Genomic DNA, 14,580 nt, shown 5'->3' with positions numbered 1-14,580 from the left:
GGATCGTGATGGTGGAGGACAGCGTGCGGGTGGTCATCGCCGAGGACTCGGTCCTGTTGAGGGAGGGCCTCACCCGGCTGCTGACCGACCGGGGGCACGACGTCGTGGCGGGCGTCGGCGACGCCGAGGCCCTGATCAAGTCCATCACGGAGCTCGCCGACGAGGGCGCGCTGCCGGACGTCGTGGTCGCGGACGTGCGGATGCCCCCCACCCACACCGACGAGGGCGTGCGGGCGGCCGTCCAGCTGCGCCGCGACCACCCACAGCTGGGGGTGCTGGTGCTCTCGCAGTACGTGGAGGAGCAGTACGCGACGGAGCTGCTGGCCGGCAGCAGCCGGGGCGTGGGCTACCTGCTCAAGGACCGGGTCGCCGACGTGCGCGAGTTCGCGGACGCGGTGGTGCGGGTCGCCCGGGGCGGCACCGCGCTGGACCCGGAGGTCGTCGCCCAGTTGCTGGGCCGCAGCCGCAAGCAGGACGTGCTGGCGGGGCTCACCCCGCGCGAGCGCGAGGTCCTCGGTCTGATGGCCGAGGGACGGACCAACTCCGCCATCGCCAAGCAGCTGGTCGTGAGCGACGGCGCGGTGGAGAAGCACGTCAGCAACATCTTCCTGAAGCTGGGGCTGTCGCCGAGCGAGGGCGACCACCGGCGGGTCCTGGCCGTGCTGACCTACCTGCGTTCGTAGGGCCCGGACGGCCGCGCTCCTGACGCGGCATCACCTGGCCGGGCGGCAGGCCCTAGGTCCAAAGGATGAGTAGCCCCTGACAGGAAGCTGCCTTCGAAGTACGGACCACGGGCCTGCCAAACCATGACATTCAGGGGTAGATCCCCGTCACTCACTGCCGTATATCCAGTGATCCCTCCCGTGAAGGCCGACCTTGCCCACGTACGATGGCCATGGGAACGCCGGTCGGCGCCACCGAGTGCGCGGCGCCGCCATGAGGGAGGTCCGAAGCAGTGACCAGCAAGGTCAGCAGCCCGGCCGAACAGGCCGATTCCGTGGATCCACGCGGTGAGACCGCACCCGGGGCCGACACCCCGGGCGGCGTCAAGGAAGTGCGCCGGCTCGACCGGGTGATCATCCGGTTCGCCGGTGACTCCGGTGACGGCATGCAACTCACGGGAGACCGCTTTACCTCCGAGACGGCGTCGTTCGGCAACGACCTGTCCACTCTCCCCAACTTCCCCGCCGAGATCCGCGCGCCGGCAGGCACCCTCCCGGGCGTCTCGTCCTTCCAGCTGCACTTCGCCGACCACGACATCCTCACGCCGGGCGACGCGCCCAACGTGCTCGTGGCCATGAACCCGGCGGCCCTCAAGGCCAACCTGGGCGACGTGCCGCACGGCGCGGAGATCATCGTCAACACCGACGAGTTCACCAAGCGCCCCATGGCGAAGGTCGGTTACGACAGCAACCCGCTGGAGGACGGCTCCCTGGACGCGTACAACGTCCACCCGGTGCCGCTGACGACGCTGACGATCGAGGCGCTCAAGGAGTTCGGCCTCTCCCGCAAGGAGGCGGAGCGCAGCAAGAACATGTTCGCGCTCGGCCTGCTGTCGTGGATGTACCACCGGCCGACGGAGGGCACCGAGGCGTTCCTGCGGAAGAAGTTCGCGAAGAAGCCGCAGATCGCGGAGGCGAACGTCGCGGCGTTCCGCGCCGGCTGGAACTTCGGCGAGACGACGGAGGACTTCGCGGTCTCCTACGAGGTCGCCCCCGCCACCGCCGCCTTCCCGCCCGGCACCTACCGCAACATCTCCGGCAACCTCGCGCTGTCGTACGGCCTGGTCGCCGCCTCCCACCAGGCCGATCTGCCGCTCTACCTCGGCTCGTACCCGATCACCCCGGCCTCGGACATCCTGCACGAGCTGTCGAAGCACAAGAACTTCGGCGTGCGCACCTTTCAGGCCGAGGACGAGATCGCCGGGATCGGCGCCGCGCTCGGCGCGGCCTTCGGCGGCGCGCTGGCCGTGACGACCACCTCCGGGCCCGGCGTCGCCCTGAAGTCGGAGACCATCGGCCTCGCGGTCTCCCTCGAACTGCCTCTGCTGATCGTCGACATCCAGCGCGGCGGCCCCTCCACCGGCCTGCCCACCAAGACCGAGCAGGCCGACCTGTTGCAGGCGATGTACGGGCGCAACGGCGAGGCCCCCGTGCCGATCGTCGCCCCGCGCACCCCGGCCGACTGCTTCGACGCGGCCCTGGACGCCGCCCGGATCGCGCTCACCTACCGCACGCCGGTCTTCCTGCTCAGCGACGGCTACCTCGCCAACGGCTCCGAGCCCTGGCGGGTCCCCGAGGCCGACGAACTGCCCGACCTGCGCGTGCAGTTCGCCTCCGGCCCCAACCACGAGCTGGCCGACGGCACCGAGGTCTTCTGGCCGTACAAGCGCGACCCGCAGACGCTGGCCCGCCCGTGGGCCGTGCCCGGCACCCCCGGCCTGGAGCACCGCATCGGCGGCATCGAGAAGCAGGACGGCACGGGCAACATCTCCTACGACCCGGCCAACCACGACTTCATGGTCCGCACCCGCCAGGCCAAGGTCGACGGCGTCGCCGTCCCCGCCCTGGACATCGACGACCCCTCGGGCGAGGCCCGCACCCTGGTGCTCGGCTGGGGCTCCACCTACGGGCCCATCACGGCCGCCGTGCGGCGCGTCCGGACCGGCGGCGACCACGTCGCCCAGGCCCACCTGCGTCACCTCAACCCCTTCCCCGCCAACCTCGGGGAGATCCTGCGGCGTTACGACACCGTGGTCGTACCGGAGATGAACCTCGGCCAGCTCGCCACCCTGCTGCGGGCGAAGTACCTGATCGACATCCGCTCCCACACCCAGGTGAGCGGAATGCCGTTCAAGGCCGAGCAGCTCGCAGATGTGCTGAAGGAGGCCATCCATGGCTGAGACGACGACCGAGCCGACGATCGAAGCGCTTTCCCTGGTCCCCAAGGCCGAGGCCCTGCAGTCCATGAAGGACTTCAAGTCCGACCAGGAAGTGCGCTGGTGCCCCGGCTGCGGCGACTACGCCATCCTCGCCGCCGTCCAGGGCTTCATGCCCGAACTCGGCCTGGCGAAGGAGAACATCGTCTTCGTCTCCGGCATCGGCTGCTCCTCCCGCTTCCCGTACTACATGAACACCTACGGGATGCACTCCATCCACGGCCGCGCCCCCGCCATCGCCACCGGCCTGGCCTCCTCCCGCCGCGACCTGTCGGTGTGGGTCGTCACCGGCGACGGCGACGCGCTGTCCATCGGCGGCAACCACCTCATCCACGCGCTGCGCCGCAACGTCAACCTCAAGATCCTGCTGTTCAACAACCGGATCTACGGCCTCACCAAGGGCCAGTACAGCCCGACCTCCGAGGTCGGCAAGGTCACCAAGTCGACCCCGATGGGCTCCCTGGACGCGCCCTTCAACCCCGTGTCGCTGGCCCTCGGCGCCGAGGCGTCCTTCGTGGCCCGCACGGTCGACTCCGACCGCAAGCACCTGACCGAGGTGCTGCGCCAGGCCGCCGCCCACCCGGGGACGGCGCTCGTGGAGATCTACCAGAACTGCAACATCTTCAACGACGGCGCCTTCGACGTCCTCAAGGACAAGCAGCAGGCCCAGGAGGCGGTCATCCGCCTGGAGCACGGGCAGCCGATCCGCTTCGGCGCACAGAGCGAGAAGGGCGTCGTCCGGGACCGCGCCACGGGCGACCTGAAGGTCGTGACGGTCACGGCGGAGAACGAGGCCGACGTCCTGGTCCACGACGCCCACGCCGCGTCCCCGACCACCGCCTTCGCGCTGTCGCGCCTGGCGGACCCGGACACGCTGCACCGCACGCCCATCGGCGTCTTCCGCAGCATCGACCGGCCGGTGTACGACGCGCAGATGTCCGACCAGCTCGAAGCCGCGATCGAGCAGAAGGGCAAGGGCGACCTGGCCGCGCTGCTGGCCGGCAACGACACCTGGACGGTCGTGGGCTGACCTCCCCGGCGGCACCAGCGCCGGACGGGCTGCATCCGCGGCCCGTCCGGGGCGTCTGACGGGCCCGCGGCCGGGCACCCGGTCTCATATGGTCATGCCCGCCCGCGATGCCGCCACCGCCCCCGAGCCCGTCGTCCGCGACCGGCTCGCCTACCGCGTCAAACGGCTCCTCCTGGGCCCACCGCTGGTCACCGAGCAGCTCGCCCGGGAGAAGCTCTCCAACCCGATGGCGCTCGGCGTCCTCGCCTCCGACTGCATCTCCTCCACCGCGTACGGCAGCGAGGAGATGCTGCGCATCCTCGTACCGGTCGCCGGAGTGGCCGCGTTCACCCTGCTGATGCCGGTGACCGGGGCGATCCTGTTCGTCCTGCTGCTCCTGACGTTCTCCTACCGCGACGTCGTCTCCGTCTACACGCGCGCCGGCGGCTCGTACGTCGTCGCCCGCGAGAACTTCGGGCCGCGCGTCGCGCAGATCGCCGCGGTGGCCCTGCTCGTCGACTACATCGTCACGGTCGCCGTGCAGACCGCCGCCGGCACCGACGCGCTGATCTCCCTCGCCCACCTCACCGGCAAGGGCTACACCGGCCTCGACCACCTCAAGCTGCCCATCACGGCCGGTGTGGTGCTGCTGCTGGCGTACGGGAACCTGCGCGGAGTGCGGGAGGCCGGGCGGACCTTCGCCGCCCCCGCGTACCTCTTCATGCTCGCGGTCGCCCTGATGATGACCGTCGGCCTCGCCCGGGCCCTGGACGGCGGACTGCCGCACGCGGACGTGCACGCACCCGGAGCGGTCCCCCTGGGCTCGCCGGGGACGGGATGGCTGTACGGGGTCTCGCTGTTCATGGTGCTGCGCGCCTTCGCCAACGGCGGCTCCTCGCTGACCGGCCTGGAGGCGATCTCCAACAGCGTCTCCGCGTTCCGCCGCCCGCAGGGCGTCAACGCCCGCCGCACCCTGACCGTCATGAGCTGCGTCCTGGGCGTCATGGTGCTCGGCGTCTCCACGCTCGCCCACTACACGCACGCCATCCCCTACGAGGACGGCAACCCCACCGTCATCGCCCAGGAGGCCCACCTGGTCTTCGGCGACGGCTGGCCGGGCACGGCGGGCCTGGTGTACGTCCAGCTCGCCACGGCGCTCATCCTCTACACGGGCGCCAACACGCCCTTCACCGGCTTCCCCTTCCTGGCCAGCTTCGTCGCGGAGGACCGCTTCCTGCCCCGGCAGCTGATGCGCCGCGGCCACCGGCTCGCCTTCTCCAACGGCATCATCTGCCTCACGGTCGTCTCGCTCGCGCTGCTGCTCGTGACGCGCGCCAACGTCGACAAGCTCGTCGCGCTGTACGCCATCGGCGTGTTCACCGGCTTCACCATGGCCGCCGCCGGAATGGCGGCGCACTACTGGCGGCGCCGCGAGAGCCACTGGAGGACCGCGGTGAACCTCGTCGCGGCCGTGGTCTCGGCGCTGGTGGTCGCCGTCTTCGCCGTCACCAAGTTCACCGAGGGCGCCTGGCTGGTCGTGGTGGTCTTCCCGATCGGCGTGTGGGCGCTCATCCGCATCAACCGCGAGTACCGCGAGGAGGCCGCCGCGCTGGAGAACGTGCCCGCCTACACCACGGACCGGCCGCACTGGCGGCGCCACGTCGTCCACGTGCTCGTCGACAACCTCGACCTGGCCACGGTCAAGGCGCTGCGCTACGCGCACGAGCTGCGGCCGGACGAGGTGCGGGCCGTGCACGTGGTGACCGACGAGCCCCGGGCGCGGCGCCTGGCCGAGCGCTGGGACGCCTCCTCCGGCACGACCGTGCCGCTGGAGCTCGTCGACTGCCCCGACCGCCGGCTGCGGCACGCGGTGGCGGCCCTGGCCGCCCGCGCCACGGCCGATGGCACGACCGCCCTGACGCTGCTGATCCCCCGGCGCACGTACACGTTCCCGCTGGGCAGGCTGCTGCACCGCGACACCGGAGAGCAGATGGCCAAGGCGCTCCAGCAGGTGCCGAACGTCGCGGTGACGGTGCTGCCGTTCGACGTCTCGGCGGCCATCGAGCGGCTGCGGGCGGCCGACCGCTCCGGCGGGTCGTCGGCGGCCCACGGAACCCTGTCATGACCGTCATGCGATACGCGTATGACACATCCCCGGGTGCGGCGTTACCTTCGCAAGGTCGTCGTGGGCATCGGCGCCCCCTGGGAGGAAACGCGTGGAGCCGCAGAAGTCGAGGAACGAGACCCGCACGGGACTGCTGTGCGGCGTCCTGGCCTATGGGATCTGGGGGCTGTTCCCCCTCTACTGGCCGCTGCTGGAACCGGCGGGCGCGCTGGAGATCCTCGCGCACCGCATGGTGTGGTCGCTGGCCGCCGTCGTGGTCGTCCTGGCGATCACCCGGCGCTGGGCGTGGATACCCCCGCTGCTGCGGCAGCCGCGGCGGCTCGGGATGGTCGCCCTCGGAGCGCTGGTCATCTCCGCGAACTGGGGGATCTACATCTGGGCCGTGAACTCCGGCCACGTCGTCGAGACGTCCCTGGGCTACTTCATCAACCCCCTCGTCACCATCGGTCTCGGCGTCCTCGTCCTGCGCGAGCGGCTGCGGCCCGCGCAGTGGGCCGCGGTGGCGGTCGGCGTGGCCGCCGTGGTCGTCCTGGCCATCGGCTACGGCAAGCCCCCGTGGATCGCGCTCGCGATCGCGGCCACCTTCAGCACCTACAGCCTCGTCAAGAAGAAGGTCGGGCTGGACGGGCTGGAGTCGATGGCGGCCGAGACGGCGGTGCAGTTCCTGCCCGCGCTCGGCCTGTTGCTCTTCCTCGGCGCGCAGGGCAAGTCGACGTTCGCCGCCGAGGGCGTGGGCCACTCCCTGCTCCTGCTGGGCACGGGTGCCATCACGGCGCTGCCGCTGATCTCCTTCGGTGCGGCGGCCGTGCGGCTGCCGCTGTCGGTGACCGGCATGCTGCAGTACCTGGCCCCCGTCTTCCAGTTCGCCCTCGGCCTGACCGTCTTCCACGAGGCGATGCCGGCCGAGCGGTGGGCCGGCTTCGCGCTCGTCTGGCTGGCGCTGGCGATGCTGACCTGGGACGCCCTGCGCACGGCCCGTCACGCACGGGCGGAGTTGAGGGCCGCTCAGGAGCGCGCCGCAACTGGTAACACAGAAAACACAATTGCCCCTCAGGCAACAGAAGCCACAGCTCAGCACAGCTGACCCCGCGCCCGATATCCGGAAAACGGTGTTCGGTGTCCGAAATCCGCCCTTGACGGGACTTCGGGGGGCCCTCAACATCATGGCCACGTCAAATGGAGTTGGGAGCCCCCCATGCGTGACCTCAACGGACCCACCCTGCCCCGAAGATCGCGACGCACCGCCGCCCTGCTCACCACCGGCGCGGCCGTGACCGCCACCCTGCTCGGCGTCTCCTCGGTACCGGCGAACGCGGCTCCCACCGCCGCAGCCGCCGGCCGGAGCGCCCGCACCGCCGCAGCACCCGACATATCCGTCGCCAACGTCAAGGCGCACCTGGCCCAGCTGCAGTCGATAGCCAACGCCAACGGCGGCAACCGTGCGCACGGCCGCAGCGGTTACAAGGCGTCGATCGACTACGTGAAGGGCAAGCTCGACGCGGCCGGCTTCACCACCACCGTCCAGCAGTTCACCTCGAACGGTGCGACCGGCTACAACCTCATCGCCGACTGGCCGGGCGGCGACGCGGGCCACGTCGTCTTCGCCGGGTCGCACCTCGACTCGGTCTCCCGCGGCGCCGGCATCAACGACAACGGCTCCGGCTCCGCGGGCATCCTGGAGGTCGCCCTCACCGTGGCCAAGCAGGGCTACAAGCCCGACAAGCACCTGCGGTTCGCCTGGTGGGGCGCCGAGGAGCTGGGCCTGGTCGGCTCGCAGAACTACGTGCGCCAGCTGCCCGCCGCCGAACGCCAGAAGATCGACGCGTACCTGAACTTCGACATGATCGGGTCGCCCAACCCCGGCTACTTCGTCTACGACGACGACCCCCAGCTCGAAGGGGTCTTCAAGGACTACTTCGCCGGCAAGAACATCCCCACCGAGATCGAGACCGAGGGCGACGGCCGCTCCGACCACGCGCCCTTCAAGAACGCGGGCGTCCGTGTCGGCGGCCTCTTCAGCGGCGCGGACTACACCAAGTCCGCCTCGCAGGCGGCCAAGTGGGGCGGCACGGCGGGACAGCCGTTCGACCGCTGCTACCACTCCTCGTGCGACACCACGGCGAACATCAACGACACGGCGCTGGACAACAACAGCGACGCGATCGCCCACGCCGTCTGGACGCTGAGCGGCGGCTCCACGACCCCGCCCGGCGGCGGCAAGGTCTTCGAGTCCACGTCGGCCCTCGACATCCCCGACGCGGGGGCGGCCGTCGAGTCGCCGGTCACCGTCGGCGGCGTCACCGGCAACGCGCCCTCGGCGCTCAAGGTCGGCGTCGACATCCGGCACAGCTACCGCGGTGACCTGGTCGTCGACCTCGTCGGGCCGAGCGGGAAGACGTACCGGCTGAAGGACGCGAGCAGCAACGACTCGGCCGCGGACGTCGTCGCGACGTACACCGTCAACGCCTCCGGCGAGCACGCCGACGGCACCTGGAAGCTGCGCGTCCAGGACGTGGCGGCGCAGGACACCGGCCGGATCAACGGCTGGAAGCTCACCTTCTGACGGTGGCGGGCGCCGGGCGGGCACTCCCCGCCCGGCGCCCGCTCACACCGTGATGTCCTTCGTCGTGAAACGGGCCCACGCCGCGGACCCGAAGACGGCCACGTACAGCGCCTGCAGGCCGAGGTTGCGCAGCAGCTGGTCCCAGTAGACCGGGTCGCGCAGCAGGTCGGCGAAGCTCAGCCAGTAGTGCGGGAAGAGATACGGCTGGATGGCGCTCAGCTGCGGGAACTGGTCGAGGATCTGGACCGTGATCAGCAGCCCGACCGTGGTGGCCATGGCCGCGATGCCGCTGTTGGTGAGGGTGGAGACGAACAGGCCCAGCGCGACGATGCCCGTCAGCGAGAGCGCCACCACTCCGGCGATCAGCAGCGTGCGCAGCAGGCCGTCCGTGAACGAGACGGTCGTGCCGCTGATCAGCGTGACCTCGCCGAGCGGGAAGAGCAGCGCCCCCACCGCGAGGGCCGAGGCGGCGACGACGAGCGTGGCGACGCAGCAGAAGGCGACGGTCGCCGTGAACTTGGCGAGCAGCAGCCTCGTCCGTCCGGCGGGGGCGACGAGGAGGTAGCGCAGCGTGCCGGCGCCGGCCTCGCCGGCTATGGAGTCGCCCGCGATCACCCCGATCGCCATCGGCAGGAAGAACGGCAGGGTCGAGGCGAGCGAGGTGAAGACCAGGAAGAGGCCGTTGTTGGTGACCTGACTGATGAAGGCCGGGCCGGAGCCGTCGCCGTGCCCGACGGAGCCGCCGTCACCCGTCTCGATCTTCACGGCGATGCCGACCAGCACCGGCACGGCGGCCAGCACGCCCAGCAGGGCGAGCGTGCGCCAGCGCCGGAAGACGGTGGTCACCTCGCTGCGGAAGAGCGAGAGCCCCCACAGCCGCCGGGCCGCCGCCGGGGCGGCGCCGCTCATGCCGGCCGGCTCAGCCCGCGACATCGAAGCCCTCCCCGGTGAGGGCGACGAAGGCGTCCTCCAGCGAGGCCCGTTCGGTGCCGAAGGCCCGTACCCGCACCCGGGCGTGTACGAGGGCGGCGTTGAGGTCGGCGAGCTCCACGGCCGGACCGGCGGGGAGCTCGCCGGTGACGCGCTCGTCGTTGACCGTCAGGTCGTTCACTCCGTGCTCCTTGAGGACGCGGACGGCTTCCGCGGTGTCGGGGGTGGTGACGGCGAGCCGGCCCCGGGCGGAGGAGGCCAGCTCGTCGACGGGCCCCTGGGTCAGGAGCCGGCCGTGCGCCATGACGGCGGCGTGCGTGCAGACCTGCTCGATCTCGTCGAGCAGGTGGGAGGAGAGGAAGACCGTGGTGCCCTCGGCGGCGAGCCCGCGCACCAGGGAACGGATCTCGCGCATGCCCTGGGGGTCGAGGCCGTTGGTCGGCTCGTCGAGGACGAGCAGCTCACGGGGCTGCAGCAGGACGGCCGCCAGGCCGAGGCGCTGCTTCATGCCGAGGGAGTACGCGCGGGCCTTCTTGCCCGCGGCGGAGGTGAGCCCGACCCGCTCCAGGGCGTGGCCCACCCGGGCCGCGCGGGTGCGGGGGTCGGCCGTCGGGTCGGCGGCGTCGAACCGCACGAGGTTGTCGCGGCCGGAGAGGAAGCCGTAGGGCGCGGGGCCCTCGATGAGGGCCCCCACCCTGGGCAGCACGCTGCGGCCGGCGCGCGGCATGTCCTCGCCGAGCACCCGGGCGGTGCCCGAGGTCGGCTCGATCAGGCCCATGAGCATCCGGATGGTGGTGGTCTTCCCCGAGCCGTTGGGCCCGAGGAAGCCGAAGACGCTTCCCCGGGGCACCACGAGGTCGAGGCCGTCGACCGCGAGCTGCCCGCCGCCGTAGCGCTTGGTGAGCGCACGTGTCTCGATCACCGGTCCCCCGGCGGCGGCCTGCTCCTCCATCGCGTCCCCCGTACTGCCGTGTGCGCGGCTACTTCGCCGCGTTGGCCGCCTTGACCAGTGCGTCCTTGGAGACGGCGCCGACGAAGACCTTGCCGTCGTCCGTCATCAGGGCGTTGATGACCCGGGTGCTGAAGACCCGGCCGGAACCGAAGTCGCCCGAGACCTTGGAACCGAGGCCGTCCAGCAGCTTGCCGGCGGCGTCGCCGTTCTTCCCGGCGTCCTTGAGCGCGCTGCGGTCCTTGCCGGAGACGATGCCACCGGCCTCCTTGCCCGCGGTGAACTGGGCGATCGAGGCCCAGCCCTCGCCGGTGACCTTGGCCGCCCCGTCACCGCCGGCGCCCGGCAGGCCCAGCGCCCCGGTCAAGCCGCTCTGCTGGTCGCCGCGGCCGGCGTGCTTGCCGTCCTTGCCGGCCTTGCCGTCCTTGTCGCCGCCCTCCGTCACCTTGGCGCCCTTGGGCGGGGTGAAGGAGAAGGTGTCCGCGCCCGGCTTGCCGAAGTCGACCTTGGTGAAGGCCGCGTCGACGACGGCCTTGCCGCCGCTCTTGGGCGCGAGCGTGAACTTCAGGGGCACGCCGTTCTTCGCGTCGACCGCGATGCGCACCGCACCGACCGTCGACTCGCCCTGCTTGGGCGTGAGGACCAGCTGGTAGGCGTCCCGGCCGGCCACCTTGGCCGTGCCGTCGACGGTGAGGGTCGTCGTACCGCCGGCCGCCTCGACGACCTTCTTGGCCAGCTCCTGCGGCGAGGCGCCGCGCAGGTCCTTGGGCGTCCCCGCGGCCTCGCGCTTGCCGTCCGGACCGCGCTGCGGCGCCTTGGAGTGCAGCGCGGTGTTGCCGGCGCTGTCGTAGGCCCAGACGTCGTCGCCGTTGCGGATGACGCTGTACTCGGCGGCGCGCTCGACGAGCGAGACGCGCTGCTTGTCGGGGCCGTCCACGGCCACGCGCAGCGTGTGCGTACCGGAGGCGAGTTCGGTCAGCTTGCTCTCGGGGGAGGCCGCCGTACCGCCCTTCTTGCCGCCGTGGCCGCCACCGCTCTCCAGACCGAGGCCCGACGGCAACGACGGCAGCCCCAGATCCGTGGTGATCTTGACGGATCCGGACATCTGCTGGGTGTCCGACGCAGCCATTTTGGCTATGAGGTCCTGCGCGCTGATCTTGGGCAGATCCGGGTCGCCGGTGCTCGCGAGCGCCGAGCCGATGCCGATCGTCGCGGCCGCAACGCCGGCCACCGCGACCGGTACCGCGTAGCGGACGGCCTTGCGGCGGCCCTTGGCCGCGCCGCGCCCGTCGGCCGCGTCGGTGCCCGGTGTCGGTTGGATCCGTGCCATGTGCTCTACCTCCGTCGTCGGCGGCGGTCTTTCGCGTCGTGCACTCGCCCACACCTAGGCTCATTGTGGCCCGACCGCTCGGTGGTGGCGCGGGAGTCCGGGGATTCCCCCGGAGAAGACGCATTCCATTCCACCAAAGGGGCACCGCTCCGTCGTCAGCCGACGGGATCAAGTAGCCGTACGCCTCCGGTATGACGCCCCCTAGGGGCGCCTCTACCGGAAGGCGGAGTCCGGCCTGGCCAGGGGCGCTTGGGGCGGCTCAGCCGGCCCGGTGGACCACCGCGTCGCAGAGCTGCTCCAGCGCCGCCTTGGCGGGGCCGTCGGGCAGCGGCGCCAGCGTCGCGCGCGCCTCCTGGGCGTAGCGGACGGTGTCGCGCCGGGCCTGCTCCAGGGCCGGGTGGACGCGCAGCCGGCGCAGCACCTCGGCGAGCAGCTCGTCGTCGGCGAGGTCGCCGTCGAGGAGCTCGCACAGCCGGAGGTCCTCGGGCGAGCCGGTGGCGGCCGCCCGGGCCCGCAGGTGCAGCACGGGCAGGGTCGGGATGCCCTCGCGCAGGTCCGTGCCCGGGGTCTTGCCGGACTCGTGGGAGTCGCTGGCGATGTCCAGGACGTCGTCGGCGAGCTGGAAGGCGACGCCGAGCCGCTCCCCGTAGTGGGTGAGGATCTCGACGACCCGCTCGTCGGCGCCGGACATCATCGCGCCGAAGCGCCCCGCGACGGCGATCAGCGAGCCGGTCTTGCCGGCGATGACGTCCAGGTAGTGCTCGATGGGGTCGCGGCCGTCGCGCGGGCCCGCGGTCTCCAGGATCTGGCCGGTGACCAGCCGCTCGAACGCCTCGGCCTGGATGCGCACGGCCTCCGGGCCGAGGTCGGCCAGTATGTGGGAGGCGCGGGCGAAGAGGAAGTCACCCGTCAGGACGGCCAGCGAGTTGCCCCAGCGGGCGTTGGCGCTGGGCACGCCCCGGCGCACCTCGGCCTCGTCCATCACGTCGTCGTGGTACAGCGTGGCCAGGTGGGTGAGCTCGACGACCACGGCCGACGGCACCACACCCGGGGCGTACGGGTCGCCGAACTGCGCGGCGAGCGCGACCAGCAGCGGACGGAACCGCTTGCCCCCGGCCTGCACCAGGTGCTGGGCGGCCTCGGTGATGAAGGGCACGCCGCTCTTGGTGGCCTCCAGGAGACCCTCCTCGACGGCGGCCAATCCGGCCTGGACATCGGCTTCAAGAGCCTGGTCCCGCACGCTCAGCCCAAAAGGCCCGACGACGGTCACGAGGGGTACTCCTGTCTGCCTGCGAACACGGGGATTGTCGATGTGTCGCTGTCTTCACCAAAAGTCAGCGTATCCGGTCGGCTCTCGATCACCGTGGGCGCCGTCCCCTTCGGACGCCGACACCGGGTACGACCCGGCCCCCGCACGCGAACGCCGGACGGGCGAATTCGGCCCGTCCGGCGTTCTGGGACATTTCGGAAGCCCTACAGCTGCGCCACCGCCCGGGCCAGCCGCGGCGAGGCGTACTCGGTGCCGCACACGAACCGCATGACCGGCCCGTAGCTGGCGGCCGCCGGCAGCCCCGTGAAGAACAGCCCCGGCACCGAGGAGCGGTAGCCGGCGCCCAGCCGGGGGCCGCCCGCACTCACCGCGAGCCGGGTGCGCAGCCCGGGCCCGAGGAAGTCCAGGGCCGCCACGTCGACCCGGTAGCCGGTCGCCGCGATGACGTGGTCGGCGCGCAGCTCGTTCTCGGGCCCCTCGGTGTCACCGGAGAGGGTCAGCACCGGACGCCCGGATTCCACCCGTGCGCGCACGATGTGCTTGCCCTCGGTGACCTGCACCCGGCCGATGAACCGCTCCCGCAGCCACCAGGCGCCCAGCGGGCCCAGCACCCGGCGCACCAGGAACGCCCGGGTCGGCGCCGGAAGATGCCGGAAGCCGTCCGCGTGGTACGAGAACGCGTACAGCGACCAGGCCCGGCCGAAGGGGGTGTCCGGCCTCAGCGGCGGCTGCCCGTCCGGCGCCGCCCCGAACCGCACCGCGCCGCGCCGCCGCGCCAGGATCCGCACCGCGCCGGCGCCCGCCTCGGCCAGCAGCACGGCGGTCTCCAGCGCGGACTGCCCGGCACCGACGACGACCACGTCGCGCCCGGCGAAGACCGACAGGTCGCGGTGCTGGGAGCTGTGCGAGATCGCACCGCCCGGCGAGGGCCCGTCCGGCACCGCCGCCGCCAGCTCCGGCGGCAGCTGCGCGAAGCCGCTCAGGCCCGTGGCCACCACCACGGCGCGCGCCGCGAACTGCTCCCCCGAGTCCAGCTTCAGCTCGAAGCCGGAGCCCGAGGTGCGCCGCTCGACGGCCACCACGCGCTCCCGCTCCAGCCCGGGCACCAGCCGCTGCTGGAACCACAGCCCGTAGCCGGCGAAGGTCTCGACGGGGATGGCGTCCCAGTCGGACTCGTAGCGCCGCTCCCCCACGTCCTGGCAGTAGTCGAAGAGGGTGTGCCCGGGCTGCGGGGCGTCGATGTTCGAGGCGACTGGGGTGGATTTGAGCAGCATCCCGGCGGGCATGTGCTCCCGCCAGCTCACCATCGGCGAGCCGAAGACGCGCGTGGGCACATTGCGCGCCTTCAGGTGAGCTGCGGTCGAGAGGCCGTACGGACCGGCCCCGATGACGGCTACGGGAAGTGTCACGGGTCCCCTCCCAGGGCGTTGCCCGGAGCGCGGCCGGGCGACGGTTTCAGCGGCGTA

The 14,580-nt window shown here is 71.9% G+C and carries 11 protein-coding genes; 6 read left to right on the top strand and 5 right to left on the bottom strand.

The window, feature by feature from the left end; translation table 11 throughout:
• Window positions 1-23 precede the first annotated feature (23 nt).
• From IE182_RS24825 to IE182_RS24800, 6 genes are all read left to right on the top strand, one after another.
• Entirely contained in the window at window positions 24-683 is a 660-nt protein-coding gene (locus IE182_RS24825; protein ID WP_190112162.1) for a response regulator transcription factor, read from the top strand.
• 272 nt (window positions 684-955) lie between these two features.
• Complete coding sequence (locus IE182_RS24820) at window positions 956-2,902, top strand: 2-oxoacid:acceptor oxidoreductase subunit alpha (protein WP_190112140.1); 1,947 nt, start codon at window positions 956-958, stop codon at window positions 2,900-2,902.
• Complete coding sequence (locus IE182_RS24815; RefSeq protein ID WP_190112139.1) at window positions 2,895-3,968, top strand: 2-oxoacid:ferredoxin oxidoreductase subunit beta; 1,074 nt, start codon at window positions 2,895-2,897, stop codon at window positions 3,966-3,968. The genes IE182_RS24820 and IE182_RS24815 overlap by 8 nt, the downstream gene beginning before the upstream one ends.
• A gap of 94 nt (window positions 3,969-4,062) precedes the next feature.
• Entirely contained in the window at window positions 4,063-6,072 is a 2,010-nt protein-coding gene (locus IE182_RS24810; protein WP_190112138.1) for an APC family permease, read from the top strand.
• 91 nt (window positions 6,073-6,163) lie between these two features.
• Window positions 6,164-7,156 (top strand): EamA family transporter RarD, encoded by a 993-nt coding sequence (gene rarD, locus IE182_RS24805; protein WP_190112137.1) that lies wholly within the window; start codon window positions 6,164-6,166, stop codon window positions 7,154-7,156.
• Between the two features lie 111 nt (window positions 7,157-7,267).
• Complete coding sequence (locus IE182_RS24800; RefSeq protein ID WP_190112136.1) at window positions 7,268-8,635, top strand: M28 family metallopeptidase; 1,368 nt, start codon at window positions 7,268-7,270, stop codon at window positions 8,633-8,635.
• 42 nt (window positions 8,636-8,677) lie between these two features.
• Here the strand turns inward: IE182_RS24800 and IE182_RS24795 are convergent, their stop codons facing one another.
• The 5 genes from IE182_RS24795 to IE182_RS24775 form a co-directional block, all read right to left on the bottom strand.
• Window positions 8,678-9,568, bottom strand: a complete 891-nt coding sequence (locus IE182_RS24795; RefSeq protein WP_190112135.1) for an ABC transporter permease — start codon at window positions 9,566-9,568, stop codon at window positions 8,678-8,680.
• On the bottom strand, window positions 9,555-10,517 hold the full coding sequence (locus tag IE182_RS24790) for an ABC transporter ATP-binding protein (RefSeq protein WP_190112134.1): 963 nt from the start codon (window positions 10,515-10,517) through the stop codon (window positions 9,555-9,557). Before IE182_RS24790 ends, IE182_RS24795 begins: the two co-directional genes overlap by 14 nt.
• 28 nt (window positions 10,518-10,545) lie before the next feature.
• Window positions 10,546-11,844, bottom strand: a complete 1,299-nt coding sequence (locus IE182_RS24785) for a LolA family protein (RefSeq protein WP_190112133.1) — start codon at window positions 11,842-11,844, stop codon at window positions 10,546-10,548.
• A 259-nt stretch (window positions 11,845-12,103) separates the two neighbouring features.
• Window positions 12,104-13,114: a polyprenyl synthetase family protein gene (locus IE182_RS24780; RefSeq protein WP_190112132.1), complete on the bottom strand. Its 1,011-nt coding sequence runs from the start codon at window positions 13,112-13,114 to the stop codon at window positions 12,104-12,106.
• A 203-nt stretch (window positions 13,115-13,317) separates the two neighbouring features.
• Window positions 13,318-14,523, bottom strand: coding sequence for an FAD-dependent oxidoreductase (locus IE182_RS24775; protein ID WP_190112131.1), 1,206 nt, complete (start codon window positions 14,521-14,523; stop codon window positions 13,318-13,320).
• Window positions 14,524-14,580 lie beyond the last annotated feature (57 nt).

The organism is Streptomyces cinnamoneus (genome assembly GCF_014650495.1).
GTDB lineage: Bacteria > Actinomycetota > Actinomycetes > Streptomycetales > Streptomycetaceae > Streptomyces > Streptomyces cinnamoneus.
The sequence above is the reverse complement of the archived record's forward strand: the minus strand, read 5'-3'. Positions and strand labels throughout refer to the sequence as shown.

What these genes read in the sequence shown, in the direction of transcription:
- IE182_RS24795 (WP_190112135.1), bottom strand. Translation starts at nt 9,568, where the DNA reads ATGTCGCGGGCTGAGCCGGCCGGCATGAGCGGCGCCGCCCCGGCGGCG.
- IE182_RS24785 (WP_190112133.1), bottom strand. Translation starts at nt 11,844, where the DNA reads ATGGCACGGATCCAACCGACACCGGGCACCGACGCGGCCGACGGGCGC.
- IE182_RS24810 (WP_190112138.1), top strand. Translation starts at nt 4,063, where the DNA reads ATGCCCGCCCGCGATGCCGCCACCGCCCCCGAGCCCGTCGTCCGCGAC.
- IE182_RS24800 (WP_190112136.1), top strand. Translation starts at nt 7,268, where the DNA reads ATGCGTGACCTCAACGGACCCACCCTGCCCCGAAGATCGCGACGCACC.
- IE182_RS24790 (WP_190112134.1), bottom strand. Translation starts at nt 10,517, where the DNA reads ATGGAGGAGCAGGCCGCCGCCGGGGGACCGGTGATCGAGACACGTGCG.
- IE182_RS24815 (WP_190112139.1), top strand. Translation starts at nt 2,895, where the DNA reads ATGGCTGAGACGACGACCGAGCCGACGATCGAAGCGCTTTCCCTGGTC.